We start from the raw sequence: 26,327 nt of genomic DNA, 5'->3' as shown, positions 1-26,327 counted from the left end.
GATTTTGACTCAAGTTTAATCACTCAAGAAAACCTTAAGAAGGACTGCTGGCTTATAAAGGAAAAAGCCAACGATTGCTGGAAAAAGTTCCAAAAATGGCAACTTTGTAGATGCCAGAAAAAGAACTACTGGAACAAGAAGTTGCGTTTTGGCCAAGTTCTGTGAATCTTTCCCAAGCTTTTGAACACTGCGAGACAAAAGCCACAGGTATAAAGCTCCTGAGAAACCACCAACAAGCAAGCTGCTGGCGATATGAAAATCAGAGAAAACCGCAGTAATTGCGGCCGCCAAGGCAGCAAGAACCAAAGTTGAAAAAATTGAACCACTCTGAAAGTTTTGAAATTCCTCTAGCGAAGAATTGTCTACATCCGAGGGCAAATTTGACTCTAGGTTCTCGCCGGCAACGCCTTCTACCCCAACTGTTTCCAGTGAAGTCTGATCTCCTTTCAAGGGATCGGGTTCAGGAATAGTCCGAGAAGATGCCAGCAAATGAGCCGAGGCTCTTTCTATAAAGGCCCGCGGAATCTACCATGTTGCGGGCTTCAGCCTGGAGAGATCAAAATTACATGCCGTAACAACAAATCCCTTGCTGTAGAAGCGATCTGACTTGATGACCATCCAAGAGGCAACTCGCTTAATGGCGTTCCAGGACGTGATGAATGCAATACATTCAAAAACTCGAAAGACTCAGAACTCAACTTCAAGGGCGCCATATCTCTATCAAGCAAATCTTTAGTCGGCCATCCCCATAAACAAGGACTTATCTTTCCAGAAGCAGAAAGTAAACTGGAATCATCTACCCAGTCCAAAATAGGAAAAGGTTTCTTAGCGAGAAAGAATTCAAAATGACTTATGCTTAAATCCAAGTCTTCAATAAGCTTCCACTGCTTCATTAATGACATCTCCTTAGCAATTGCAAGAAGTTCTCCCTTCAACAACCTAGCAATATTCCAAGTCTCAGGGTTAGAAAATCCCACAAAAATCAGGTCAGTATTCTCAATCAACTGAAACAAAGTATCAAGATTATAATTAACCTCTTGAGGGTGTAAATACATATCTGCAAAATTCACATCTGCTCTACATTCATCAGACCATTTCTCCTCATAATTCCTACGTAATTGGCTGCAGCAAGGCAACTCTGATAGCATTTTGCGCCCTAATCTAACTCCCTGATCATTTGGGACTAATCCAAGAGAAGTTAATGATCTCTGAACACTTCTTATTTCCCTGCGCCCAACTTCTGCATACAAAAAAATATGCAAAATACCTCCGGGTTTCATACATGAAGCTAGTTTTTTTAAACCAGAGGATGGATCAGTCAAATGATGCAAAACCCCTACGGAGTTAACGAAATCAAAATAGTTTATATGAGGTAAATCATATAAACTAGTCTTCTCAAAAGAGACTTTCGCAATATCAAATGCTTTAGAGCGAGATAAACGTTTTGATGCAATTTTCAAAGCATTCTTAGAGATGTCTATGGCAAATATTTCCGACCCAGGATTCAAATGAGCTAGATAATCTGTGCTAACTCCAGTCCCACAACCTGCATCAAGAATCTTTGGCGTAAATTGTTCATGCTTTGAACCAAACAAAGTGCCGGAACATGAAGCATAGGCTGCCTCAAAACACCAACGCCAATTGTATCCAGGGGGAGGGCCATCTATCAGCACATCACCAGGGTATGGGAAACGATCATAGAAATCGCTAACAGCGCACGAAGTCTGACTCAATTGAGACTGCTCCAGAATCTATGAATACAAAACAAATCATAGCTTTTATAAACAGCTATATGATCAGAGTAAAAAAAAATATAACTTTACCACTGCATTCTCTTACACCTAAGAAGTACAATACAAACGATATCTTAAGGTCAGGTAAATGTTAGAATTCCCTAATTAAATCAAGCAAAAGATAATAAAATTCAACTTATAAGCATACGATTAAGAGCATTCATTTTCATCTCCTATGTGAAATGAGCTTATAGCCTTATATCAAAAAATCTATTTTATTAAAAACTCGACAAAATCTACCTCTTGTATTTATTTGTTTGCGCTCAGACTTGGCAAAACACTCTATAGACGTATCAATAGAGTCAAATGCTCTCTTTTCATCTCTTGGGTTACCCCTCAAAGCCAATAAAAAGAGAGATGCCTTATAGAAATGCAAAGGGCAAGGAAAGCTTTCTAAGATATCCAAAAGAAATTTCTTTCTGGCAAAAACAACTTCCTCTCCCTTGGAGCCTCTGGCCTGCAGAAACAAGGCTTTTACTAAGTCTTTTAGGGTTTTGGAGCCTGGCAGGGCTGTTAGTTCTCGGTTCAGCCAGTTGGTGGGTAGCTGCTAGAGAAATGAGTGATGGATCCTATTACATAAAAAGACAGATTCTCTGGCTTCTATCTAGCTGGAGTCTTCTTTTTCTGGTCATCTCAACAAGTCTGAGGCGCTGGCTCAAGCTTGCTGGAACTGGTGTGATAATTGGATGTGTTCTGGTTGGTGCAACCCTGCTCATAGGGAGCACAGTTAATGGAGCTAGTAGATGGTTAATTCTTGGGCCAATACAGATACAGCCATCAGAGATAATTAAGCCCTTTGTTGTTCTCCAGGCAGCTAGCACTTTTGCACATTGGAAAAGAATTAGTTCAGATCAGAAACTACTCTGGCTGGGAGTTTTCGCGACATTACTTTTACTTATTTTAAAACAACCAAACTTAAGCACTGCTGGACTAATAGGCATCCTCATTTGGCTGATTGCCTTAGCCTCTGGAGTACGTTTAAGGAGCCTATTCTCTACTGCAATTGCAGGAAGCTTATTGGGCACAGCAAGTATTTTTTTGAATGAATACCAAAGACTAAGAGTAACTTCGTTTCTTGATCCCTGGCAGGACCCCCAAGGCACGGGATATCAACTCATCCAAAGTCTTTTGGCGATAGGTTCAGGTGGCTGGTTTGGTGAGGGTTATGGACTCTCTACTCAAAAATTGCAATATCTTCCTATACAAAGTACAGACTTTATTTTTGCTGTTTTCGCAGAAGAATTTGGCTTCATCGGGTCTCTAATGCTTTTATTTTTTCTCCTACTAATTGCGTTTCTAGGTCTAAGGGTTGCACTTAGATGCAGAAACAATCAAGCAAAATTAGTGGCCATTGGTTCAACAACAATTCTTGTTGGTCAATCAATAATGAATATTGCTGTAGCTTCTGGAGCAATGCCAACAACTGGCTTACCTTTACCACTAGTTAGCTACGGAGGAAATTCTCTAATCTCAAGTTTATTTCTAGCAGGTTTACTGATTAGATGCTCACTTGAATCAACAGGATTCCTTCCAGACAGAAGACCCAATAAAGTTCAAAAATCGATAAGATAGTAAACAAATCAACCTCACCCGGCATAGCCGACCAAAGCCATACATTCCCTTGAATTAGCCATTTCTGATCTTGCAAGTACTAGTCAAGAGTTGCTGAAGCATGGTCTTGAGCACCTGGGACCCCTCACTATTGCAATTGTCTTTTTAGGAGGATTGTTAACTAGCCTTGGTCCCTGCTCGTTATCACTCCTTCCTGTCACTGTTGCCTATCTTGCAGGATTTGATAATCAGGCAGCTCCTTGGCGCAGAAGTGTTTCTTTCTGTAGTGGGATTATTTTCTCTTTAATTTTCCTCGGAAGTCTAAGCGGATTAGTAGGTCGAATCTATGGACAAGTGCCGCCATTAATTCCAACAATAGTTTCAATCCTGGCAATTTTAATGGGGCTAAATTTGCTTGGGCTCATCAAATTACCTTTTCCTGAAGGACCAGACCCTAAAGCATGGCAAGAACGAGTTCCCACAGCCTATGCACCTGTAGCTGCAGGAATGGCTTTTGGCTTCGCATCATCACCCTGTTCCACTCCTGTGTTAGCTGTGTTGCTTGGCTGGATAGCTCAGCATGGGAATCCATTTATTGGGTCCATATTCCTAGCAGCGTTTGGTATCGGCCAAGTGATCCCTCTTATGCTGGCAGGCACTGCAGCAGCAACGATCCCTAACCTGCTAGCAATTAGGCCAATAACAAAGTGGATTCCGGCCTTAAGTGGGATCTTTTTTCTAAGTACTGGCTTGCTAAGTCTTCTAAGTCGTTGGATATAAACCATGAAAACTATCAATCGACTACTTTTCTGGATCTCAAATTTAAAAATTGCAATAGCTCTTCTTTTCATCATCGCGATTGCCAGTGCTCTGGGAACAACAATTCCACAAAATCAAGCAAAAGATGTTTATCTAAATACCTATAACCAGCAACCATGGCTCGGATTAATTAAAGGAGAATTACTTTTATCCCTTCAATTGGACCACGTCTACACAAGTGCGTGGTTTTTGACTTTATTAATATGGCTTGGTTTATCACTTATCACCTGTAGCTGGAGGAGACAGATCCCAACCCTCCGAGCGAACTTAAAATGGGTTGATTATTTACAGCCTCAGCAGCTCGGGAAGTTAGCTCTTGCAGAAACTTTTTCTATACCCAAACAAACTGAAAAGCTTAATTACCTAACCAAACATTTAAAAAAACAAGGTTGGCAAGTCAAAAACAACCAAGATCGTCTAGCAGCTCGCAAAGGTGTAATTGGCCGAGTTGGTCCTCCTCTTATACATCTTGGCATTGTTCTATTGATGATTGGAGCAGTTTGGGGTTCACTACAAGGTGAAAAAATCGAAAGATTCCTAGCCCCCGGGAGATCATTTGACCTCCTAAATCGAAATGGTATAAATCAGCTAACAATCAATCTTGACAAATTTCAAATTGATCGTGATCAGACTGGTCGTCCAGAACAATTTCGTTCAAAACTAGAACTAATTGAACCAGGAGCCTCTAAAAGTTCCTTTTGGGAAATAAGTGTTAATCATCCATTAAGAATCCATGGAATGACCATTTATCAAGCGGACTGGTCTTTGGCCGCATTAACAGTACGGATTGGGAATAGCCCTAAGCTCCAACTCCCTCTAAAAAGTTTTCCCGAATTAGGAGAACAAATTTGGGGATTAGTACTTCCAACTAGCCCTAGTGGCGAGAACCCATTACTCCTCACAATTTCTAATGAAAAAGGTCCCATAGAAGTCTTCGATGAAGAAGGAAATTTCATCAATAATCTTCGCCCTGGATCTGAGAAGATTGAAATAAATGGTCTATCCCTTCAGGTATTAGACGTCCTAGCAGCAAGCGGAATACTTTTAAAACGTGATCCAGGGGTACCAATGGTATATACAGGTTTTGCGGTTATCCTCTTAGGCGGAAGTTTAAGCATGATTGCGACCAAGCAGCTTTGGGTAATAAAAGATCCAAATGAATCTGTTATTCATGTGGGTGGACTATCAAATAGAAACCTAATTGGGCTGGCGAATGAATTACCAATCCTTCTTTCCCAAGCTATAAAAAACTAATCAAACATCTCTTTTTTTCCATGTGTAACTCTTACTACCATGTGAACATTTCCTCTAGGATTAAAGTCTGCTTCTAATTCGACCCACTTAGGATTGCAAGCCTCCACAATATCATCAAGAATCCTATTGACGACCTCTTCATGGGAAATGGTTCTGTTCCGATAACTATTTACATAGAGCTTAAGAGCCTTAAGCTCTAAAACTTTTAATTCAGGCTGGTAAATGAGACGAATTATTGCAAAGTCAGGGTAACCAGAAAAAGGACATAAGCATGTAAACTCGGGCAACTCAATAGAAATCTCATAAGGCCTTTTATTATTTGGGTTTTCAAAGCAAATTAACCTCGAGTCCTTAATTGCCCTTTCTCCATATAGAGGAGATTCTGTCGCTGAATCAGTTTTACTCTCAAGCAAAACAATTTCCCCTCCATTGATACTCGGTCTGAGCAAATTTTACTCAAATCCAAATTCAAATGAACTTTCACCACCTCAAATCTGGAATTGGTAACAACGGCAACATCAGAATTAGCCGCTAGCCCCCCTAATAGGTCAGCACAAGCTAATTAGCTGTTTATGGACATTTTGCTAACCAGTTCAGATGGCGGAGCTTTAATAAGTCCTATAAGCATTCATGGCATGCTTTGGCTACAGACCCATTTTGAAGATGAACATTGGGCTGCTCTAGCAAATGACCAGGTGAAAATACCTCAGGGAGATGCCAAAGAACTTGTTAAAGATGCTGCCGAAGCGGGAGTGATGTTTAATTTCTTGCCGTCTCCTACAGTTCCTGGCAGATTCTGACAAACTAAATTCATATCAATTCTCCATTAGCAACATCATGAAGAAAGTTGAGGCCATCATTCGCCCTTTCAAACTTGAGGACGTAAAACTAGCCCTTGTTAATGCAGGGATAATTGGAATGACAGTAAGCGAAGTCAGGGGTTTTGGTCGTCAAAAGGGACAAGTGGAGCGTTACAGAGGCTCTGAATTTACTGTGGAGTTTCTTCAGAAGTTGAAAGTAGAGGTAGTTGTGAATGATGAGAATGTGGATGCTGTATTAAGCGCAATTGGTGAAGCTGCAAAAACTGGTGAAATAGGTGACGGGAAAATTTTTGTTTCCCCAGTTGAATCTGTAATTCGCATTAGGACAGGAGAAAGGGATAATTCTGCTCTCTAAAGCAGAGTCTTAGATACCAAATCTTCTATATCTGGGAAGTCTTTAAATTTATCGATTCCTAGCCACAGCAAATATTCATGGTTTCCAGCAGGACCAGTTATTGGTGATTCAATTATTCCCTGAGGAAACCAACCTAAATCTTTAGCTGAAGCTAAAACACCTTTCAATGCAGCTAGATGAGCATCGGGATTCCTGACTACTCCCCCTTTTCCTACACGTTCACGTCCAACCTCAAATTGAGGCTTCACCAAAAGAATAGCTTCGGGAGAAAGGGGCTCTAGCAAATCCTTTAATGGAGCGAGTACTAACTTCAAAGAAATAAAAGACAAATCTGCTACTGCAAGGCTCGGGAAAGGGTCCTCAAAGCTAAAAAGATCATCGGGGTTCAAAGTACGCAAATTAGTTCGTTCTCTTAACACCACACGAGGATCTGTACGTATTTTCCATGCTGTTTGCCCATAACCAACATCAATCCCATAAACCCGTTCTGCTCCATACTGCAAAAGGCAATCAGTAAAGCCCCCAGTGGAGATACCAGCATCAAGACAAACTCTTCCCTGAACTTGAACTTTGAAAGCTTCTATAGCACCTAATAGTTTTTGTCCTCCACGAGAAACAAATCTTGGAGACTCTTTAATTAAAAGCTCTATGTCATCTCGAACTTCCTGACCAGGCTTATCAAGCAGCTGACCATTAGATTCTCTGACCTTTCCAGCCCGTATTAACTGTTGGGCCTTTTGACGGGAGCTTACCAAGCCTTTCTGGAACATATGGAGATCAAGACGATTTTTACGGGACATTGCTGAAATTCAGATAAAAACCGAACAAAAACCAATCAACTGAGCAAAAAAGGGCAAAAACGCATGAAGATCATTCAAACAAGAACTCCAAGGAATGTCTCCTCCTAAACCTAATAAGCCATCACAACAGCGAAAAAAGCAAAAAGGCCGCAAAAACTTGTATGGCTTGTATATCGCAAAATCCAAAAAGGTGCTTGAACTTCTACAGCCAGGATGTTTCGTTACCTTAGACAATCAACCAAGTGATCTACCCCCTTTTGAAGTCATCAACTGCAAAGGAGGTCGTTGCTGGGTTCGTCAACAAGCCTGGGGACAATGTGTGCATTGGGAAGTAGAGCACTACCGTCTGAAATCTGCATGATAAAAGGGTTTAAGTTCAACAAACTCTCAGGCATTTAAGAACCATTGATTGATAGATACACTCTCCCTGAAATGAGCCATGTCTGGAATGACAGGGCCAAATACCAAAGCTGGCTAGACGTTGAGATCGCTGCTTGCGAAGCAAATTTTGAGCTAGGAAGAATACCCCATGATGCGATGACCCAGATCCGTCAAAAAGCGGCCTTTGACGAGAACAGGATTCTGGAAATCGAAGCTGAGGTGCGTCACGATGTCATTGCATTCCTCACAAACGTAAATGAACATGTTGGAGATGCAGGGCGCTTCATCCATTTAGGAATGACCAGTAGCGATGTACTTGATACTGGCTTGGCACTCCAAATGAAAGCTTCTGTGAAATTGTTGAAGGAAGAGTTGAATCAACTTGAAGCCGCAATCCATTCACTCGCTAAGCAACATAAAAACACCGTCATGATCGGACGGTCGCATGCAATACATGGAGAGCCAATCACATTTGGATTCAAACTTGCAGGCTGGCTAGCAGAAACCAAACGAAACGGACTTCGCCTAGACCGCCTAGAAAAAGATATTTCCGCAGGTCAAATAAGTGGTGCTATGGGCAACTATGCAAACACCGATCCAGAGGTTGAACGTCTTGCATGCCAAAAGCTTGGTCTTACACCTGATACAGCTAGTACACAAGTAATCTCGCGAGATCGTCATGCTGATTATGTGCAAACCCTTGCTTTAATAGGTGCTTCGCTAGATAGATTTGCAACGGAAATCAGAAATCTACAGCGTACTGATGTCCTTGAGGTAGAAGAAAATTTTGCCAAGGGTCAAAAAGGCAGCTCTGCCATGCCTCACAAAAGAAACCCTATTCGAAGTGAAAGAATTAGCGGCTTATCAAGAGTTTTACGAGGATATGTAATCGCAGCAATTGAGAATGTAGCTCTTTGGCATGAAAGAGACATTAGCCATAGTTCAACCGAGAGAATGATGCTCCCTGACTGTTCAACAACACTTCATTTTATGCTAAGAGAAATGACACAAATCATGCAAGGTCTTGGCATCTATCCTGAAAATATGAAGCGAAACATGAATATTTATGGGGGGGTAGTCTTCAGCCAAAGAGTTCTTTTAGCTCTTGTTGAGTGTGGAATGAGTCGCGAGAAAGCATATCAAATTGTTCAACGAAATGCACATTCAGCCTGGAATAAAGAAGAGGGCAATTTCCGAAAAAACCTTGAATCAGACAATGAAGTTCTCTCAGTATTAAAAGCAGATCACCTTGCCAATTGCTTTAACACCGACTCATATGAATCAAATCTAGATGTAATATGGGAAAGGCTGGGCCTATAAATGAACCATATAATCTAATGAGGAAAGTGTTTCAAGCAGAAGTTTTACAAATTCGCAAAAACTCCTAATATAAAGTTGAAAGCTTACTTATTCAAGCTCTTAAGAAAGTAAGTTATGTGTTCTAAAGGATCCATCTCCATCAACAAAGGATGAATGACTAAACCAGTAGTTCGCATTGAGCATGACAGCATTGGCCCTATCGAGGTACCAGCTGATGTCTTATGGGGCGCTCAGACTCAAAGATCACTAAAGAACTTTGCAATTACTGAAGATACTATTCCTACTGAAATAATTCATGCACTTGCTTTAATTAAACAAGCAGCAGCAATCGTGAATGAACATTTCGGCCTATTGGAAAACTCTAAAAAAGATCAAATCGTTAAAGCCGCAAAATCAATTTCTAATGGTTCATTTGACAATCAGTTTCCGCTTCGTGTCTGGCAAACGGGTAGCGGGACACAAACCAACATGAATATCAACGAAGTTATCAGCAATATCATTGCCAAAGAAACTGGTGAACAACTTGGAAGCCAAAAACCTTTACACCCAAATGATGATGTAAATAAATCACAGTCAACTAACGATGTTTTCCCCTCTGCGATTCATATTGCAGCAGCAATTAGCCTTAAAAATAGACTATTACCTGAGCTAAAATTGTTCATCCAAGCTATTGATAATAAAAGCAAAGTTTGGGGTGAGATAATTAAAGTTGGCCGTACACATTTACAAGATGCTGTACCACTAACCCTTGGGCAGGAGGCTTCCGCCTGGAGAGATCAAGTGATTCATGCTTACTCCCGTATTCAACAAAGTCTCACTGAACTTTACCCTTTGCCTCTAGGTGGCACAGCAGTTGGCACAGGCCTAAACACACCTGCTGGCTTTGATATTGAAATCACCAAGACTCTAACAACAATTACTGGTCTACCTTTCTTCTCAGCAAACAACAAGTTCGCTGTTATGGCGAATCATGATGGGCTAGTAAATGCAATGGCTCAACTCAAGATGCTTGCAATCACACTTCTAAAGATCGTAAATGACATCCGCCTTCTTTCTTGTGGGCCTCGTACAGGCTTAGGAGAATTAAGCCTCCCAGCCAATGAGCCGGGTAGTTCAATAATGCCTGGCAAAATAAATCCTACTCAATGTGAATCAATGTCAATGGTTTGCACTCAAGTCATGGGGCTTGAGACGGCTGTAGCAATGGCCGGGAGCGGAGGTCATCTCCAAATGAATACCTACAAGCCCCTAATAGGATTCAATCTGCTTCATAGTATTAATTTGCTGCATGATGCATGCAAGTCCTGTCGAATAGGGATGATTGAAGGGATGGAAGCAAATCGATCAAAAATAAACGATTATCTACAAAATTCTCTTATGCTTGTAACAGCATTAGCACCAGTAATTGGCTATAATAAAGCAAGTGAAATTGCTAAATATGCTCATGAAAATAACTTAAGTTTACGGCAGGCCTCTCTTAAGCTTAATTATATAAGTGGCGATGAATTTGATCGAATTATTGATCCTGAAAAGATGACTAGTCCAACTCCTTAAGACTCCCAGTTAATGCTGCTATGAAACACGTTCTGTCGCAGGGTTTAAACCTCTTTTCTCTGCTTCCGCCTCATTAATAAGGTCATATGCCTCACAAACTGGGAAACGATTAATTGCTTTCAAAGCAATTCGTGCATTTTTTTGAAGTCGCTCAGTCACCAACTCGCAATAGGGGACTTGGGAAAGCAAATCAACTGTTCTCCGCATTATTCGAACAACATCTCCTTCATCCAAAGAGGTATTTGAAATCAAATCACCCCAAGACGTACCTCTTGCCCATGCATCTACAAGGCCCATCAATTCTGATTCAAACCATGCAGGAATAAACAGTTGGTGCTGTTCCTGCATCCTTAAAAGCTCTCGTCTTAAATCATTTAAGTCATTTAAAGCTTCGTCAGCTTTATGAGGGGTTGGATATCCACTCCAAAGATCTGGTCGATTCACATCGCTACTAATAGCTTGGAATACTGCTGCAAGTTCTGGTGGAGGCAAATCATCTAAATGTCCGCTCATTAAAGAAAGACCTAGCCAAAGCTCGTTATCACCTCTCAAAGAAACAACCGTACGTCCCATTTGAGTAGGAGTTAACTCTTCGAGACATCCAAAATACTGAAGAATATCTATTAAAGATAAAAAAGTTTCCCAATGATGGTTGGCTCTTTGATGCAAAAGCAATTGACGTTCCTTTATCTCGTGATCTAGCTGTTCCATCCGACGGCGATGTTTTTTCAATTTCTTTCGATCACCCCATCGATGTGCAGGTTGACTCTCTAACTCTTTCTCCAGGCTATTAACCAACTCAACTTGTGCAATCACTTCACCTGCTAAATCATATTGTGGCCTGCGCATCTCATGGCGCTTAGAAATATCTGAAACTGCAAGAGAAATTTCTCTACTTTGATCATTACCATGACATATCTCTCCAGGTCGAGATAAATCAGGTCTCTTAATTTCGCCAACATTTAAACAACTCAATTCTGCATGAATACTTACGACTGAATGGCACGGTAATAAAAGCCAAATATTCTTATCTGTCAAACAAAGTAATAAGGGAAACTGTCCTGGTCCATCGCATTTCTCAACTATCACAGCAGGTGTCACACCAGCTTTCAATTGATGAGACTTAATGCTTACCAAAGTCCCTACACTTGCAAATTGTAATGCCAACGTAAGTTCGTTAGCTAGTGTCTCCTCAGCCTGCTGTTGAAGAATGCGTAAAAGTCTTCGTTCTTCACGCAATCGTCCACGATGTTTCTCATATATCTCAAAGTCTTGCCAAGGTATATCTCCAGCAACATCATTCAATTCACTCAACTGACTCCTCAGTTGATCAATTAGTTGCTCTTCATCTGCTAAATCAAGACTTGCGAGATAACGTCCAAAACTTCGCTCAATCATTTCTCTAGCCTTATCTAAAGTGTGATGTTGGAGAAGGTTTAAGACCATGCCGTAACTTGGCGCAAACTGACTGACAAGAGGATCCGCCTGGCTAGTAGCAAGCTGCCCTGCTTCTCGCACTCCCTCAAAGCGACTTTGTACGGTGACTACATAACCCTTTGAATCAAGCCCTCTTCGACCTGCCCGTCCGGCCATCTGAAGGAACTCACTACCCATCAATGCCCGATGGCCTCTATCAGAGCGCTTAGAAAGCACAGAAATCACAGTACTTCTTGCAGGCATATTGATACCAGCCGCCAAAGTCTCAGTTGCAAAAACAACTTTCACTAATCCCCGCTGAAACAACTCCTCAATTAATTCCTTCCATGCTGGTAAGACACCAGCATGATGAGCAGCTATCCCACGCAAAAGAGCATCCGAATGTATTCCATCGCGCACAGCTTCAGGATTAAGCTCGCTGTAGTGACTAAGACGCTCACGAAGCAAGACCTGTTCAGATGGTGTTACCAAACAAAGAGCTCCCATCTCCTCCAAAGCCCTATCACAACCGCGCCTACTAAATATGAAATAAATTGCTGGCAACATTTCTCTCTCTCCCATTTGCTCCACAACAAACTTGGTACTTGGAGACTTCGGTTGGAGGGGCTTTGAGGAGCGAGCCTTCCGCTTATTCCCCTTAGGTGATCGCCAGATTTTGCAATTTGGATGTAGGCCGGTGCCTTTCTCATTAAGTAATTGATGCAGGCCCTTAAAACTACAAAAACTAAAAACCAAAGGAACAGGCCTATATTTGCTAACGACTAATTTCGTAGGCCCATGTACTTCATTAATCCAATCAGTTAACTGGCCAGCATTGGCAACAGTTGCCGACAATGCAACTAACTGAATATTGGATGGGCAATGAATAATTGATTCCTCCCAAACAGTACCCCTTTGAGAATCATTCATGTAATGACACTCATCAAAAACCACTGTTTCCACTTTCTCTAATGGGTCACTCTTCTGATCTGCCTCTATATAAAGCATGTTCCTAAAAATCTCTGTTGTCATAACAACCACTGATGCATCGCGATTCACGGACAAATCACCAGTCATTAGGCCTACATTTTCATGCCCAAACTGCTCCCGAAAATCTCTAAGCTTCTGATTAGAAAGTGCTTTAAGAGGAGTGGTATAAAACACCCTGCTCCCATGAGCAATTGCACGGTGTATTGAGTATTCACCAACCAAAGTCTTCCCTGAGCCCGTTGGGGCACTCACAACTACAGAATGTCCTTGATTCAACGAATCAATAGCCTCAAGCTGAAATCCATCCAGCTTGAAAGGAAAAATCGAAAGAGGATTCAAATCGACCTTGGTCAAGTCAGAAAAAGTCGTGACATGAGCCACTTAGCTCATAGATTCAATCCTAGTAAGCAAAATAAAGAAATCAGACCCAAAAGCTCCTTTATGCACAACGCTCAAAGTTTCTTTTACCAAGAGCCCCTTTCCCAGAAGCCTTTTTCGAATTAGAAACAATGCCTGATATCCCTCAATCAAGACTTCGTCATCTCAGGATTTTGAGGCCGGGACCTAGGGAAGCAGAATTTTTTGCTAATGATTCCAAACAGTCACAATCACTAATTGACCTTGCCAGCAATGACTATCTGGGTCTAAGTCGACATCCTGTAGTAATCCAAGCAGCCCAAGAATCCTCCTCTCAGGAAGGTGTTGGAGCAGGTGGCTCTAGATTTGTCACAGGCAGTCGACTAATTCATCAATCTCTCGAGAGTGCACTTTCTGATTGGCTTGGGAGAGAAAAAGTCTTCCTCTTCCCAAGTGGATTCCAAGCTAATATTGCTGCTGTGATGGCATTAGCCAATCGGCAAACACCAATAATTGCAGATAGATTATGCCACTATTCTCTTCTAGTAGGAATAAAAGCCGCTGGAGCTAAATTACATCGATTTGCACATAATAGCTGTGAAGATTTAGAAAGATGCCTTCAAAGATGCACAAAAAGAGATCCTAAATCCAAACCTTTAGTGGTTACTGAAAGTCTATTTAGCATGCAAGGAACAAGTCCTGATCTAAAAAAGATGACATGTTTATGTGATCAATATGGAGCAAAGATGCTTGTAGATGAAGCACATGCGCTTGGCATAATGGGGCCGAAAGGGAAAGGTCTTAGCCATGCAATAGAGGATCCATTAGTAATGATAAGTGGGACCTTCGGCAAAGCCTTTGGAAGCGGAGGTGCATTCTTAGCAACTAACACTTTAATTGGAGAACAATTACTCCAAACCAGTGGGGGGTTTCGTTATACAACTGCATTGGCGCCACCATTAGCCTCTGCTGCTCTTGCTGCATTAAGCCTAATAAAAGAAAATAGTCATTGGGGCATTGAGCTACTAAAACAGGCAAAGATATGGCGTATAAAGCTTAAAGAAAATGGCTGGGAAATTCCAAATGGTGAAGGGCCAATTATTCCGATTTTGATGGGGTCAGATGAGACCACTCTTTACCAACAAAAACAACTTGAAAGAAAAGGCTTACTAAGTGCAGCCATAAGACCTCCCACTGTCCCAGAAGGCTCATCCAGACTGCGTCTTGTTATTCGCAAAAAGCTGCCTGATCAAACCTTAGAGAAAGTCATTAAGGCCCTAAAAGAAAAATGAAAGAAGTTTACGCAATGCATGGCTGGGGAAGTGATAGCTCATCTTGGGAAAATTGGGAAAGATTTTTTCGAGATAATGAGTGGCAATGGCAAAGCGCAGAGAGAGGCTATGGAGAACTTCCCTTGTCTTCCCCAAGTTGGCAGAGCATCGGAACGAGCTCAGGAAAAATTAAAAGAGTAGTAATTGCTCATTCTCTTGGGCCTCATCTAGTGCCCAAAAAGATTTATGCACATGCCACCCATCTTGTGCTTCTGGCTAGCTTTAGCAGGTTCCTCCCAAACGGCAGAAACAATCGAGCTCTTTTGGCAGCTTTAAAAGGGATGCAGAACCAATTAGGGACAGATGAAGAACAAAAAATGCTAATCAACTTCCTAACAAAAGCTTCCTACCCAGCCCCTCTGAATTCTCTCCCTTCAGGACCTATCCACAAACCCCTGACTAACAAAGGTAGAAAAAAACTTCAAGAAGACCTTACCCTGCTAATTGGGACTAGTGGTCTTCCTGAAGGAATATCTCAGGCAGCAAAAGTGCTTGTAGTTAATGCACAAGAAGATACAATTGTCCTCCCTGAGGTTCAACAGTTCCTGCTAGACGAATTAACTCTAAAACAACAGACCAAGCCTACTGAATGGAGGCTTAAAGGTGTAGGTCATTCTTTATTAGTTTATGGTCTAATTGAAAGAATTGAGCACTGGTTGGAGTCATCCAAATGAAACAACTGTGGCATCAGGAAGTAATAGAAAACTTTGACAAAGCTGCTATCTCATACAATGAGAACGCCAAGCTACAAATTGCAATTGCCTGGCGACTTGCGAAAATATGTACAAGAAACAAAATGCCTAAAGGTCTTTGGGTTGATCTGGGGGCAGGGACTGGTCTACTTGCAGATGCACTTGAAGAATTAAATCCCGCTCAACAAGTATTAAGAATTGATGGGAGCAATGAAATGCTCTCAAGAACTAAAAGGCTTTCTCACACAAGACTTTGGGATTTAAGCGAGGGTCTTCCAAATCTAGAAACATTGCCCAGTTTACTCGCCTCAAGTTTCACTCTTCACTGGCTCGAAGATCCCCCCCGTAAACTAAATGAATGGTTCTATTCTCTTGCATCAGGAGGCTTCCTGGCACTAGCAGTTCCTGTAGATGGAAGCTTTCCAGAATGGTATCAAGCTTCAAATAACGCAAAAGTACCTTGTACAGCCCTGCCATTACCTAATCCAAAATCATTACTCAACGAAATACCAAAACATTGCATCCAATACCGCAAAATACATAGCTTTACTCAATATGCCAATGACGCCCCATCTCTTTTAAAAACAATGCGAAGAGTTGGCGGACAAACCAGTAAGAACAAGCCCTTAAGTATTAAGGAGTGGAGAAGACTTAGCAATTCGTGGAAAAGATCTCTTGAGAAAAAATGTGCTCTAACCTGGCGCATCCAGATCATCATTCTAAAACGATGAATACCAAAAGAAGCAAAAACATTATTGTATGCGGTACAGGTACTGATGTAGGGAAAACTGTAGTCAGTGCGCTACTTGTTCAAGGGCTAAATGCAACCTATTGGAAACCTATTCAAAGTGGGCTTGATGGTGGTGGAGATAGGGGCAGGGTATGCGAATTACTAAAGCTACCAGAGGGAAGATGGCTCCCTGAAACTTTCAACCTAAAAGCACCTGTATCTCCTCACTGGGCAGCAGAAATGGAAGATTCTTTAATAAAACCTGAACTGATCGTTCTTCCAAACAACACTCAAACAATTGTAGTAGAGACAGCTGGGGGGTTAATGGTTCCACTAACTTATGACTTTTTACAAATCAAACTAATAGAACAATGGAAATCTCCAGTTATTCTTGTTGCCCGAAGTGGTCTTGGTACTCTCAACCACACTCTTCTAAGTTTAGAGGCTCTTCATTTACGAAAGATACCAGTATTAGGAATTATTTTGAACGGTCCCCATCATCCAAATAATCCTAAAACCCTTGAAAAAATAGGTAAAATCCCTGTAATCGCAGAATTACCACAATTAAAACCTCTAAATGCTGAAAATCTTTCAAAGCAATGGCATAAACAAAATCTTCGTTCTAAGTTCAATGAGCTCCTCAAGGGGGAATATGAATAATCGCCAAATATTGGCCACTTTTACCGTCGCTATTCTCTGCAGCGGTATACTTGTTCTTCTAACAGATATAGAAGAAAATCTCATTCATTTAGTGGAATGTAATCAGCTTTCAAAAGATATAAAGAACAGTAGAAAACACTGCTATTAAGAAATGCATTTTAAAAATGCCAAGGCGTGAGAACATATTTACCACATAGATTATCACAACCTCGTACTTAGCCCTACTGAAACAAGTCTTTCCTAAATTAATCATTATTGGAAGCCAATAAAGTTAATCCAGGTGATTTTATTCTCAGAAATGATGCATTAGACTTTCTCCTGTGCTATCAAAATGGTAGGGCGAGTACGAAGGCAATTCCTATCTGCTTTTTCCAAAAGTACTGATCAAAAAATCCGATTTAAAATGTCAAAAAAACAAAACACCGAAATAAATTTCAAAAACCCATCTCAAGCTCTCAACCAAGACTGGAATCAGCATATTTGGCCACCATTTACACAAATAGCGCTCTCAAGCCCCCCTGATCGTGTAGTCACTGGGAAAGGCGCCCTTTTATACAGAGAGGGAGGCTTACCTCTAATAGATGCTATTAGCAGCTGGTGGGTTACACTTCATGGTCACTCCAATCCTTATATAGCAAAGGCAGTCTCCGAGCAGGCAAGTAAACTGGAACAGGTTATTTTTGCTGATTTCCTTCACCCTCAAGCCGAATATTTAGCCGAAAGGCTTTATCGTCTAACTAAACTTGAACGCTTATTCTTCTCAGATAATGGGTCAACAGCAGTTGAAGTAGCCATAAAGATTGCCTGTCAATTCTGGCAAAACAATAGGGAAAATCGTACTCAAATTATTGCCTTCGAAGGTGCCTACCATGGAGATACTTTTGGAGCAATGTCTGTCGGTGAACGAAATCTATTCAATGCACCTTTTGAAAAAATGCTGTTTCCTGTTAAAAGAGTTCCATGGCCAGAAGATTGGTGGGGGAATGAAGAAATAGAAACTCATGAAAGGCTGGCCTTAACTAAACTTAAAAAACACCTCTTAACCCCTACAGCAGCTGTAATACTTGAGCCATTAATTCAAGGTGCTGGCGGTATGAAAATAGTAAGAAAAAAATTCTTACTAGATGTCCAAAGGGTAGTTCAAGAATCTGGAGCTCTTCTTATTGCTGATGAAGTTCTCACTGGTTTTGGGAGAACTGGAAAACTTTTTGCATCTCTAAATGCCGGCATTTCTCCAGATCTAATGGCTATATCAAAAGGCCTCACAGGAGGCTTCTTACCGATGGGGATCACACTGGCGAAAGAGAAAATATTCGAAAAATTTCTTAGTGAAGACCCTAAACATACTTTCTGGCATGGGCATAGCTTTACAGCAAACCCTCTTGGTTGTGCTGCAGCTAATGCAAGCCTAGATCTACTAGAGAAGTCTCCAGAAATGTACGAGAACTTTGAGAATAGACACCGTCCCTATGTTGAAAGGATTTCAAGGAAAGAAAACATCGAGAAGCCAAGATTGATTGGAAATATTTCCGCATTTAATCTTTGCAATAGAGGAGAGAAAGGGTATCTAAATAAAGCTAGATTAACTATCAAGAAGCGTGCAATGGAAAAAGGTGTTTTCATTAGGCCCCTTGGAAATGTGATTTATTTAATGCCCCCTCTATGCATAAGCGACTCACAACTAGAAAAATGCTATTCAGTGATAAGTGATATAATTGACGATCTATAGATAACCTTGTAAAGCAAGCAAATTCAAATAAATCTAGGCACAGCTGCAGCCAACTTATTTCAAATAAAGGTATATTTATTTTGATCAAATAAATATACCTAACTAGAAACTTGCCTTATTTGATCAAAAGTCTGATCTGCGATTAGCCAACTCGGCAGGATTTGTACCTCAGTACCTTTCGTGAAAAGAACTATGAGGCAAATGATCAAGCTAAGAAAAAATGTTGCTCCCAAAAGGATCAATGAAAACAACTCTCCTCCAGAAAGAGGACGAAGAACCTCCTTTTTTTTTAGTCCATTAAAAGATGAGGACTTACTGAAAAGTTCTTCCTTAAAAAGAGTTTTTTCAGAAATTTTCTGATCCGAAAGATTGTCATCATAAGATTTTCGCCTTTTAGGATCTATAAGAAGGTCGTAAGCTTCGCAGAGCAATTGAAACTTCTCCGCCGCTTGACTAGAAGGAAGAGATGTCGTATCAGGGTGGAAAACTTTACTTTGTTTATGAAATGCTCTTCTCAAAGTGGATGCATCAGCAGACCTAGGAACGCCAAGCAAGTCGTAATAATCACGGGTGAACGGCAAATCCTCAAAACTCCTAAAGAATGGTTCCTAATCAAGCTCTAATCTGCCAAGAAGCCTACAAAAACTGAAACTTCTCAACAATGTCGAAGCAAATTTGGTTAGAAAATCATGGCTTCGGTCTATGGGAAGCCCTTGGATGGGAACCCTCATCAAAACAATTAGAGCAAATGATAAGCATTCAAAAGCTTCTTAAAGCATGGAATCAACGTGTCAATCTAACTCGACTTATACACAATGAAGATTATTGGGTAGGTCAAATTTTTGACAGCCTTTGGCCTTTAAAGAAAGAACTAACCAATCCTCTCAGGTCACTTCGATGCATAGATATAGGCAGTGGATGTGGTTTCCCTGGGCTAGCAATAGCAATAGCTCTGCCAAATTCTCAATTCACTTTGGTTGATGCTGCTTCCAAGAAAACACGTATTCTAAAAAATATGATTGAAGAAATTGGGATAAGTTCACGAGTAAAAATTCTAAATGAAAGAGCAGAGATAACAGGACAAAACAAGAGCTATAGATCAATGTTTGATATCGCTATGGCGCGAGCAGTCGCCCCTGCACCAATAGTCGCTGAATATCTGATCCCACTCCTAAATCACACTGGAGAAGCAATACTTTTTAGAGGGAAATGGACCAATGATGATAAGGTCAATCTAACAAAAGCCATCAAGCTTCTAAAAGCAGATCTCATCAAAATAGAAATACAACATCTTCCCTATAAACTAGGTTTGCGTCATCAAATACGACTAAAGGCTATAGCAAGTTGCCCTATGAAATATCCTCGAAAAGTTGGAATCCCGTCGAAACATCCTCTTGGTAATTAATATTTCCCGAGTCTTTGCTTTGATCCACCGCCAAGCCTTTTCTTTAATTTTCGCAATATTAATGGTATCTCCTTTCCCCAAGGACTTTCTTCAAGGGCCTTTTCTAAGTCTCTTTGGCTAACTTCCTTATCCAAAAGATCTGCATTCTCCCCTGGGAACCAATGACCTCCATTTCCTAAAAGAGAATAACGAGCTTTTGCAAAATTCTCCATTTCCCAAGACTCAATAAGATTGTGCAGCCAAAGCAAAACTGTAAGGTTTATTCCTCCGGGTGTGTCCTCCCAAGAAGGTAAACCAACCCTCCAAGTTCCCAACCAGTCATCTCCAAGTGAAAGGCGGGCAGCTTCTGTTAAACGATTATGAATAGGCGCTACCAACTGATTTGCTTGTGGTAAAAGCTTTACGGCCTCAAGATGATTATCTATATCACCTGGACACGCTAACCCAACACTAATAGTATGAACCAGAGGGTTCGCTAAACAAAAAAGATCATTAAAAACGATTGGAGGAAGAGGACTACAAAGTTTTTCAAGGCAAGAGGATGGAGTGTGCAAATGGCCACCCTTATCGGTAGGGCTAATAATAAAAACACCAAGATCTCTATCTTTTGCTGCTTGAATAGCCGAAGAATTGTCTTGATTAATATAGTACCAATGAAGATTAACGTAATCAAATTGATCTGTTTCAATAACCTTCAGGATGAAATCTGTACGGCCATGAGTTGAAAAACCAACATGTCCAATCCGTCCTTCTGATTGCCATTGTCGCACTACTTCCATACATCCACCCGGCCTTAATGTTTGTTCGAGATGCTCTGAATGGTTTAACCCATGTATAGCTAAAAGATGCAAGTAATCGCATTGCAAATTCTTAAAGCTAAGCTCTAATTCCCTCTCAAAGATGTGCGGGTCTTGCCTAGGAGGAACTTTCGTCTGAAGAAGCCTCTTAGAGTCTGGGACATTACGCAAAGCCCAGCCAAGTTGTAGCTCTGAAGTGCCGTAATGCCTTGCAGTTTCAACATGGTGAAACCCTTTGCGCACAGCAAGACGAAGAATCTCCTCCAACTTATTCTGAGAAGAACTATCAATATCCCTAGACGGTAAATCATCCCAACTCTGCTGAAACCTCATACTCCCTAAAGAAAGTACAGGCATTTCCAAACCTGTTCGGCCGAAGCGGCGAGAAGGGAGAGAATTATTCAGCAATGATCTGATCAGATATTTCTACGTTTTTTCAACCGATTTGACTTTTTTGGAGGAAATCCCAAAGGTTGGATTTCCATTAGTTCTAATTCTTCTCTTAAACGGTCAAGGTCCTCAAACGGAACCCAATGAATGCAATCGACTGGACAAGTGTCAACAGCTTCTTGAACCAAATCAGTACTATCACCATTCTGGCGTATAACTCTTGATCGACCTAATAATGGCTCAATAACAAAAGTATTAGTTGCTACATGTGAACAATATCGACATCCAATACAAACGGATTCATCTACCCATATGGCACGCTCCCTAAGCTGACCACCTAAACGAGGTTCAGAGCCATTGGGAGCGTCTGAATTACCTACTAAAACTCTAAAAGCTGTTGAAGGATCTACTGGCACCAAGATTACTTTTTAATCCCAACGTGTTACTACTAACTCGATCGACCCATCAAGATTATTTGCCTGTTTCTCAACTGCAAAACCTTCTTCTGCAGTCGCAGATAGAACTGTATTAAGTGCATATTGCTGAGTAAGTTTGGAAAGAAAACGCTCTACCGGAACTGGCTGACTCCAAAGATCTAAATCAGCAACCAATTCATATGAATCAGTTGAAGAGTTCCAGCGAAAACCTATATCTGATCCTTTGTTAACTGAAACGGCAAGATCGGCCTTTACAGTTTGCCCCCTATACCCTCTAACCAGCTTCTCTTCAGCTTCTGCCACCATGCCTAGATCTCTTAAAGCTGCTAGAAGATGCTCCTTTTTGCGAAGTTGAGTTTTAATAATGCTGAAATGAGACATTAGTTTAATTCAGTAGAAATTGACTGGTTTTCTTCTTGGTTAACACGGAAAGCATCAGCTGTCTGATGGTTAACTTCAACGGAGCCTAAAGCAGCTTCGAGCTTTTCTGTAAGTACTTGACACGATTCACCAAGAACGCCGGTTACTGACTCCTCCACCCGACCATCTTGTCTAATCCGAAAACGTAAGGTCCTTTGAGGCATCCGTTTTATCCTTTAGGAGCTTGATTTTATAGAAAGAATTCCATCTTCTGTGCATAAGTTGTTACACAAATGCGTAAGCATTAGCAAACTCAAACCAAAACGCCATCATCGATCAGCTCTTGAAGGCGAGTCCTAACAATCCCAGTGCCTAATTGCTCCAAAACAATTCTTGCTTCATCTCGCACCGAAGACTCAACATCATTGAGCAAGACATCAAAGAAAGCATCTATCAGTGCGGTTCTTAATGACTCCTCTAAATTCTCAATAATTCGACCAAGGGCCCATATGCAATTACTGCGAACAACAGGCTCACTATCAATCTTAAGGCTAATTAAAAGCTGTTCAGAAGCTTTGGCAGCTTTTTCAGAAGAAGTGCCGACTACATCAGCCAATGAACTCGAGGCCCATAGTCTCACTGCTGAAACATCATTCTTCAACGCATTTATTAACGGTTGCAGCACCAAATCATCCGGATAATTCCCTAAACTCCAAGCCGTTGCCTTCCGCACATAAGCATTGCAGTCATTTTTCAGAAGATTTAGCAAAAGGTCCAAAGCCCTAGGACAAGGGTTTCGACCTAAAGCATAAACAGCACTCATACGTTCAACGGGGCACGGCTCTTTTAACAAGGGAATTAACAGTGGCAAGGCTCGTGGATCTCTATGCTCACAGAAAACTCTTAAGCCCTGAAGACGTTGCTCATGCCCTTCCTTTAGCCAAGTCAAGCCAGACTCGCATTCCATAGCAATTTGCAGAGAATCTGGATCAAACCCCTCAAAATCGATCTCATCAAGGGGATCTCCAAGTAGTTCAGCTGCTAACTCACTTGCTAACACATCTGGATCTATAGCCAAATTGACCGGCGATTCTTGAACCAAATTTTCCTGTTCATCAGTCATGCAAAAACATTAAACCAATTAAAAGATCTAAGCTCAACTCAATGGCGCAGGTGCCAGCATGTCGCCTGGTAGCCAAATCCGAGCACTGACCGCAATCAAGGCCAACCCAAAAATAGCCACTATCAATACTGGAAGAACGGTTGAGCGTAAGAAACCCAATTCATCAAAAGCTTTTAATCCATTTTGCTACCCAAATAAGGATTTCGGAATCACAAAGTAGCCAGTCTTCTGCGTAGCCATCCCCTCCAAAGGGCGATAAAGCAAATACCTGCTATAGAAATTCCTAGCCACCCACACAATTGTTGATGAAGAATAAAGGCTCCACTCCCAAGTAAGCCTCCATACAAAACTCCTACGCTTAACAAAAACCGTGCAAAAATTCTGTTAATGGGCTCAGGTGGCTGAACGCCTAATTGATTACGAATAATTCTCCAGCCAGGTCCAGGTGGTTGAACCTTTGTCACAAAATGCTCCAGAACAGCTTTTGATTCTGGAGGTGTTAATACTAAAACCACTAACCAAATAACTGCTGTAATTGCTGTTGTTGCAATCAATCTAACGCCATAATCCTCTATGCGGAAAACAGGAATTACTGAGGTTGTAAATCCAATTAAAAATCCAGCAACCATTGCAGCCAATTCTGCCTGAGCATTAACACGCCACCAGAACCAACGCAGAACTAATACAACGCCTGGACCAGTCCCAATAGCAATAACCAATCTAAAAACTGAACCGATACTTTCGGCCCACAAAGCAGTTACAACACCTAGTCCCAAAAGCACGAAGCTTGTAATTTGACCAACCTGCACTAATTCAAAATTAGTTGCCATAGGTCTGACAAACCTCTGATATAAATCATGGGTTAGATAACTTGCACCCCAATTCACCGCTGTACTAACAGTGCTCATAAAAGCAGCGACCAAAGAAACAACTACAAGGCCTAATCCAACTGGGGGAAGGTATTTCACTGCCAAGGTTGGGTAACTAAGCTCCCAATCCTGCTGAGTAGGAAGTAAAACTATCGAAGCAAGCGCAACGACAATCCATAACCAACTTCGGAGAAGATAATTAACTACAAGAAACACCCAAGCCGCTAAAGTCGCCTCCTGTTCATTACGGGTTGCCAACATTCTTTGGATAAACTCTCCTCCTCCATCACTACGGCGAAAACTCCACCACTGAATAGTCAAAAATGCACTGAAGGTTGCAACACTTATACCTGCACCTTCTATCCATTCAAATCGACCACTTTGCCATTGCCATGGGAATAATGAAAGCAACTCAGGACGGTTCAACTCCTCAAGTTTGTGCAATAAATTTGTCATCCCACCCGCAGCATGCACAGCTGCCATTGCAACCGCAAATGCCCCTACAAGAGCTAGAGCTAACTGAATTAGATCATTAACAACAACTGCCCAAAGGCCTCCAATAACAGTGTAAGCAAGCATTAGTACGGCTACAAGAACAAGAAGGAACATCGTGTCGGTCATGCCTCCGACAATTAGTCGCCCCTGAACAATTCCCAAAGCCTCCATTACCTTCCTCATAGCTAAAAATGCGTATCCAATCCCAATACAATTCACTGGTAATGCAAGTAAAAAAGCCTTTACCCCCCTCAACCATGCAGCAGACACTCCCCCATATCGAAGTTCTGTAAAAGCTGCATCAGTCAACACTCCACTTCTTCTCCAAAGAGGTGCGAAAATTACAGCCATTGCAATGTGAGCCAATCCAAAGCTCCACCATTCCCAGTTTGCGGCCAAGCCACGAGTACCTACTAATCCAGCAACATAAAGAGGGGTATCGATAGAAAATGTTGTTGCGGCCATTGAAGCCCCAGCAAGCCAACCACTTAAGCTACGACCAGCAACAAAATAATCATCCTCTGTCTTATTACGTGCAGCAAGCCAAAGTCCTAAAAGAAGCGTTCCCAATAAATAAAATCCAAGAATCAACCAATCAACAAAAGTCATGATATCTAGCCAATCGTGAGGTCTTCGTAAGTCACATCAGGCTGAGTTAACATTTGGGAATGATCACGACGAAGCTGTCCACAAGCAGCATTTTTATCTAATCCTCGACTACTCCTAATGCTGGAAACGATGCCATTCCTCTCTAAAATTCTTCGAAAATCTGCTACTCGATTAAAAGATGGGCGACGAAATTGACCATCAGCTATAGGGTTGTAGGGAATTAAATTAACATGACTCTGAGAACCTTTTAATACTTGCGCTAATTCATTAGCATGTTCAGGTTGATCATTGAGTTCTCCTAAGAGAATATATTCAAAACTCACTCTTCTTCCTGTAATCGAAAAATAATGCTTGCAATCTTCTAGAAGAGAATTAAAAGTATAAGACCTTGCTGTAGGAATAATCTTCTCGCGTAACTCTTGATTAGGTGCATGCAAGCTAACCGCAAGAGTAAATTGAGCTCTCCCCAGGATAGATATGGCTTGCTCGGCCAAGGTTGGGAGAGTGTTCGAAACTCCAACAGTGCTAATAGTTATACGTCTTTGCCCAATTCCCAAATCGCGATTTATAGAGCGTATAGCAATTAACACTTGCTCCATATTTAATAATGGCTCGCCCATTCCCATAAAAACAACATTTGATGGTCGACGACCCATTACCTCTCTGATACTTATTACCTGAGAGACAATCTCGTAAGCATCTAGAGAACGCAACAGCCCTTCCTTTCCAGTTGCACAAAAGCTACATGCCATAGGACAACCCACTTGACTAGAAACACAAACTGTCAATCGATGATCTGTAGGTATACCAACAGATTCAATGTTCAAACCATCATTGGTCTCTAATAACAACTTAATTGTTGAATCCAAAGAAACTAAACGTTTTATCTCCTTTAAACGGCCTACTTGATATCCATCTTCTAATAAGGATTTCCGCCAAGCCTTAGGCAAAACAGTTATTGCTTCCAAATTTTCTGCGCCCTTTGTATATAGCCAATGATGAAGCTGTCTGCCCCTAAAAGCTGGTTCTCCCTGAGAGATAGCCCATTCTTCTAATTCTTTCGTACTTCGACCAATTAATACATTCTTGGGCACAACCAATAGGTCTTTATTCACCAAATCAACAAACCATGCCCTAACTTGTACTCAACTAACAACAAGGCCAGGAAACCTATCATTGCTAGGCGTCCATTCAAATTTTCAGTATGTGAATGGAATCCATAACGAGGCTTTTTACGAATAGGGACAATGGTTGGTTCAAGCATTTTTAGTAAGGGAGATCAATCAATT

At 41.3% G+C, this 26,327-nt stretch carries 28 protein-coding genes; 14 read left to right on the top strand and 14 right to left on the bottom strand.

What is annotated here, in order from left to right:
• Positions 1-15: 15 nt before the first annotated feature.
• Positions 16-489: an ATP synthase gene (locus tag SOI84_RS07780; RefSeq protein WP_320673971.1), complete on the bottom strand. Its 474-nt coding sequence runs from the start codon at positions 487-489 to the stop codon at positions 16-18.
• A 53-nt stretch (positions 490-542) separates the two neighbouring features.
• Positions 543-1,733: a class I SAM-dependent methyltransferase gene (locus SOI84_RS07775; RefSeq protein WP_320673970.1), complete on the bottom strand. Its 1,191-nt coding sequence runs from the start codon at positions 1,731-1,733 to the stop codon at positions 543-545.
• A gap of 417 nt (positions 1,734-2,150) precedes the next feature.
• On the opposite strand from SOI84_RS07775, the gene SOI84_RS07770 reads away from it, so the two are divergent.
• The 3 genes from SOI84_RS07770 to SOI84_RS07760 are packed head-to-tail and all read left to right on the top strand — an operon-like array spanning position 2,151 to position 5,417.
• Positions 2,151-3,365 carry a putative peptidoglycan glycosyltransferase FtsW gene (locus SOI84_RS07770; RefSeq protein WP_320675426.1) on the top strand — a complete coding sequence of 405 codons (1,215 nt, stop codon included), beginning with the start codon at positions 2,151-2,153 and terminating at the stop codon, positions 3,363-3,365.
• Positions 3,366-3,404: 39 nt separating this feature from the next.
• Positions 3,405-4,124, top strand: coding sequence for a cytochrome c biogenesis CcdA family protein (locus tag SOI84_RS07765; protein WP_414153633.1), 720 nt, complete (start codon positions 3,405-3,407; stop codon positions 4,122-4,124).
• 3 nt (positions 4,125-4,127) lie between these two features.
• Entirely contained in the window at positions 4,128-5,417 is a 1,290-nt protein-coding gene (locus tag SOI84_RS07760; protein WP_320673968.1) for a cytochrome c biogenesis protein ResB, read from the top strand.
• Here the strand turns inward: SOI84_RS07760 and queF are convergent.
• Positions 5,414-5,830, bottom strand: a complete 417-nt coding sequence (gene queF / locus SOI84_RS07755) for a preQ(1) synthase (RefSeq protein WP_320675425.1) — start codon at positions 5,828-5,830, stop codon at positions 5,414-5,416. The two genes, SOI84_RS07760 and queF, sit on opposite strands and share 4 nt — an antisense overlap.
• Positions 5,831-5,989: 159 nt before the next feature.
• Between queF and SOI84_RS07750 the strand changes: the two genes are divergently transcribed.
• Both SOI84_RS07750 and SOI84_RS07745 read left to right on the top strand, forming a co-directional pair.
• The gene (locus SOI84_RS07750) at positions 5,990-6,217 is read left to right on the top strand and encodes a hypothetical protein (protein WP_320673967.1); all 228 of its coding nucleotides are present in this window, start codon (positions 5,990-5,992) and stop codon (positions 6,215-6,217) included.
• Positions 6,218-6,254: 37 nt separating this feature from the next.
• Entirely contained in the window at positions 6,255-6,593 is a 339-nt protein-coding gene (locus SOI84_RS07745; RefSeq protein ID WP_320673966.1) for a P-II family nitrogen regulator, read from the top strand.
• Here the strand turns inward: SOI84_RS07745 and SOI84_RS07740 are convergent.
• Positions 6,590-7,393 (bottom strand): TlyA family RNA methyltransferase, encoded by an 804-nt coding sequence (locus tag SOI84_RS07740; RefSeq protein WP_320673965.1) that lies wholly within the window; start codon positions 7,391-7,393, stop codon positions 6,590-6,592. The genes SOI84_RS07745 and SOI84_RS07740 overlap by 4 nt on opposite strands.
• A 94-nt stretch (positions 7,394-7,487) precedes the next feature.
• On the opposite strand from SOI84_RS07740, the gene SOI84_RS07735 reads away from it, so the two are divergent.
• From SOI84_RS07735 to SOI84_RS07725, 3 genes are all read left to right on the top strand, one after another.
• A complete protein-coding gene (locus tag SOI84_RS07735) occupies positions 7,488-7,754 on the top strand; it encodes a hypothetical protein (RefSeq protein WP_320673964.1) in 267 nt (88 codons plus the stop codon).
• A gap of 44 nt (positions 7,755-7,798) precedes the next feature.
• Complete coding sequence (gene purB, locus SOI84_RS07730) at positions 7,799-9,094, top strand: adenylosuccinate lyase (RefSeq protein ID WP_320673963.1); 1,296 nt, start codon at positions 7,799-7,801, stop codon at positions 9,092-9,094.
• Positions 9,095-9,247: 153 nt separating this feature from the next.
• Positions 9,248-10,648, top strand: a complete 1,401-nt coding sequence (locus SOI84_RS07725; RefSeq protein WP_320673962.1) for a class II fumarate hydratase — start codon at positions 9,248-9,250, stop codon at positions 10,646-10,648.
• Positions 10,649-10,666: 18 nt separating this feature from the next.
• On the opposite strand, the gene SOI84_RS07720 is transcribed toward SOI84_RS07725, so the two are convergent.
• Positions 10,667-13,435, bottom strand: a complete 2,769-nt coding sequence (locus SOI84_RS07720; RefSeq protein WP_320673961.1) for a DEAD/DEAH box helicase — start codon at positions 13,433-13,435, stop codon at positions 10,667-10,669.
• A gap of 128 nt (positions 13,436-13,563) precedes the next feature.
• On the opposite strand from SOI84_RS07720, the gene SOI84_RS07715 reads away from it, so the two are divergent.
• The 5 genes from SOI84_RS07715 (at position 13,564) to bioA (ending at position 18,553) form a co-directional block, all read left to right on the top strand.
• Positions 13,564-14,703: an aminotransferase class I/II-fold pyridoxal phosphate-dependent enzyme gene (locus SOI84_RS07715; RefSeq protein WP_320673960.1), complete on the top strand. Its 1,140-nt coding sequence runs from the start codon at positions 13,564-13,566 to the stop codon at positions 14,701-14,703.
• The gene (locus SOI84_RS07710) at positions 14,700-15,416 is read left to right on the top strand and encodes an alpha/beta hydrolase (protein ID WP_320673959.1); all 717 of its coding nucleotides are present in this window, start codon (positions 14,700-14,702) and stop codon (positions 15,414-15,416) included. Before SOI84_RS07715 ends, SOI84_RS07710 begins: the two co-directional genes overlap by 4 nt.
• The gene (locus SOI84_RS07705) at positions 15,413-16,165 is read left to right on the top strand and encodes a methyltransferase domain-containing protein (RefSeq protein WP_320673958.1); all 753 of its coding nucleotides are present in this window, start codon (positions 15,413-15,415) and stop codon (positions 16,163-16,165) included. Before SOI84_RS07710 ends, SOI84_RS07705 begins: the two co-directional genes overlap by 4 nt.
• Positions 16,162-16,824 (top strand): dethiobiotin synthase, encoded by a 663-nt coding sequence (bioD, locus tag SOI84_RS07700; protein ID WP_320673957.1) that lies wholly within the window; start codon positions 16,162-16,164, stop codon positions 16,822-16,824. Before SOI84_RS07705 ends, bioD begins: the two co-directional genes overlap by 4 nt.
• Before the next feature lie 403 nt (positions 16,825-17,227).
• A complete protein-coding gene (gene bioA / locus SOI84_RS07695) occupies positions 17,228-18,553 on the top strand; it encodes an adenosylmethionine--8-amino-7-oxononanoate transaminase (protein WP_320673956.1) in 1,326 nt (441 codons plus the stop codon).
• Positions 18,554-18,651: 98 nt separating this feature from the next.
• Here the strand turns inward: bioA and SOI84_RS07690 are convergent, their stop codons facing one another.
• Positions 18,652-19,134 carry a J domain-containing protein gene (locus SOI84_RS07690; RefSeq protein ID WP_320673955.1) on the bottom strand — a complete coding sequence of 161 codons (483 nt, stop codon included), beginning with the start codon at positions 19,132-19,134 and terminating at the stop codon, positions 18,652-18,654.
• An 80-nt stretch (positions 19,135-19,214) separates the two neighbouring features.
• On the opposite strand from SOI84_RS07690, the gene rsmG reads away from it, so the two are divergent.
• Positions 19,215-19,958 (top strand): 16S rRNA (guanine(527)-N(7))-methyltransferase RsmG, encoded by a 744-nt coding sequence (gene rsmG, locus SOI84_RS07685; protein ID WP_320673954.1) that lies wholly within the window; start codon positions 19,215-19,217, stop codon positions 19,956-19,958.
• On the opposite strand, the gene SOI84_RS07680 is transcribed toward rsmG, so the two are convergent.
• The 8 genes from SOI84_RS07680 to SOI84_RS07645 form a co-directional block, all read right to left on the bottom strand.
• Positions 19,955-21,112, bottom strand: coding sequence for an aldo/keto reductase (locus tag SOI84_RS07680; protein WP_414153632.1), 1,158 nt, complete (start codon positions 21,110-21,112; stop codon positions 19,955-19,957). The genes rsmG and SOI84_RS07680 overlap by 4 nt on opposite strands.
• A gap of 59 nt (positions 21,113-21,171) precedes the next feature.
• A complete protein-coding gene (locus SOI84_RS07675; RefSeq protein ID WP_320673953.1) occupies positions 21,172-21,561 on the bottom strand; it encodes a ferredoxin in 390 nt (129 codons plus the stop codon).
• A 12-nt stretch (positions 21,562-21,573) separates the two neighbouring features.
• A complete protein-coding gene (locus tag SOI84_RS07670; protein WP_320673952.1) occupies positions 21,574-21,963 on the bottom strand; it encodes a DUF1257 domain-containing protein in 390 nt (129 codons plus the stop codon).
• On the bottom strand, positions 21,963-22,166 hold the full coding sequence (locus tag SOI84_RS07665) for a DUF2997 domain-containing protein (protein ID WP_320673951.1): 204 nt from the start codon (positions 22,164-22,166) through the stop codon (positions 21,963-21,965). The genes SOI84_RS07670 and SOI84_RS07665 overlap by 1 nt, the downstream gene beginning before the upstream one ends.
• Positions 22,167-22,255: 89 nt before the next feature.
• Positions 22,256-23,065 carry a HEAT repeat domain-containing protein gene (locus SOI84_RS07660; RefSeq protein WP_320673950.1) on the bottom strand — a complete coding sequence of 270 codons (810 nt, stop codon included), beginning with the start codon at positions 23,063-23,065 and terminating at the stop codon, positions 22,256-22,258.
• 209 nt (positions 23,066-23,274) lie between these two features.
• Positions 23,275-25,038 (bottom strand): sodium:solute symporter family protein, encoded by a 1,764-nt coding sequence (locus SOI84_RS07655; protein WP_320673949.1) that lies wholly within the window; start codon positions 25,036-25,038, stop codon positions 23,275-23,277.
• Positions 25,039-25,043: 5 nt separating this feature from the next.
• Positions 25,044-26,132 (bottom strand): 23S rRNA (adenine(2503)-C(2))-methyltransferase RlmN, encoded by a 1,089-nt coding sequence (rlmN, locus tag SOI84_RS07650; RefSeq protein WP_320673948.1) that lies wholly within the window; start codon positions 26,130-26,132, stop codon positions 25,044-25,046.
• A 17-nt stretch (positions 26,133-26,149) separates the two neighbouring features.
• The gene (locus tag SOI84_RS07645) at positions 26,150-26,302 is read right to left on the bottom strand and encodes a high light inducible protein (protein WP_320673947.1); all 153 of its coding nucleotides are present in this window, start codon (positions 26,300-26,302) and stop codon (positions 26,150-26,152) included.
• Positions 26,303-26,327: the final 25 nt, after the last annotated feature.

The organism is Prochlorococcus sp. MIT 1341, assembly GCF_034092415.1.
Classification (GTDB): Bacteria; Cyanobacteriota; Cyanobacteriia; order PCC-6307; family Cyanobiaceae; genus AG-363-P08.
This window is presented reverse-complemented; position numbering and strand designations above follow the sequence as displayed.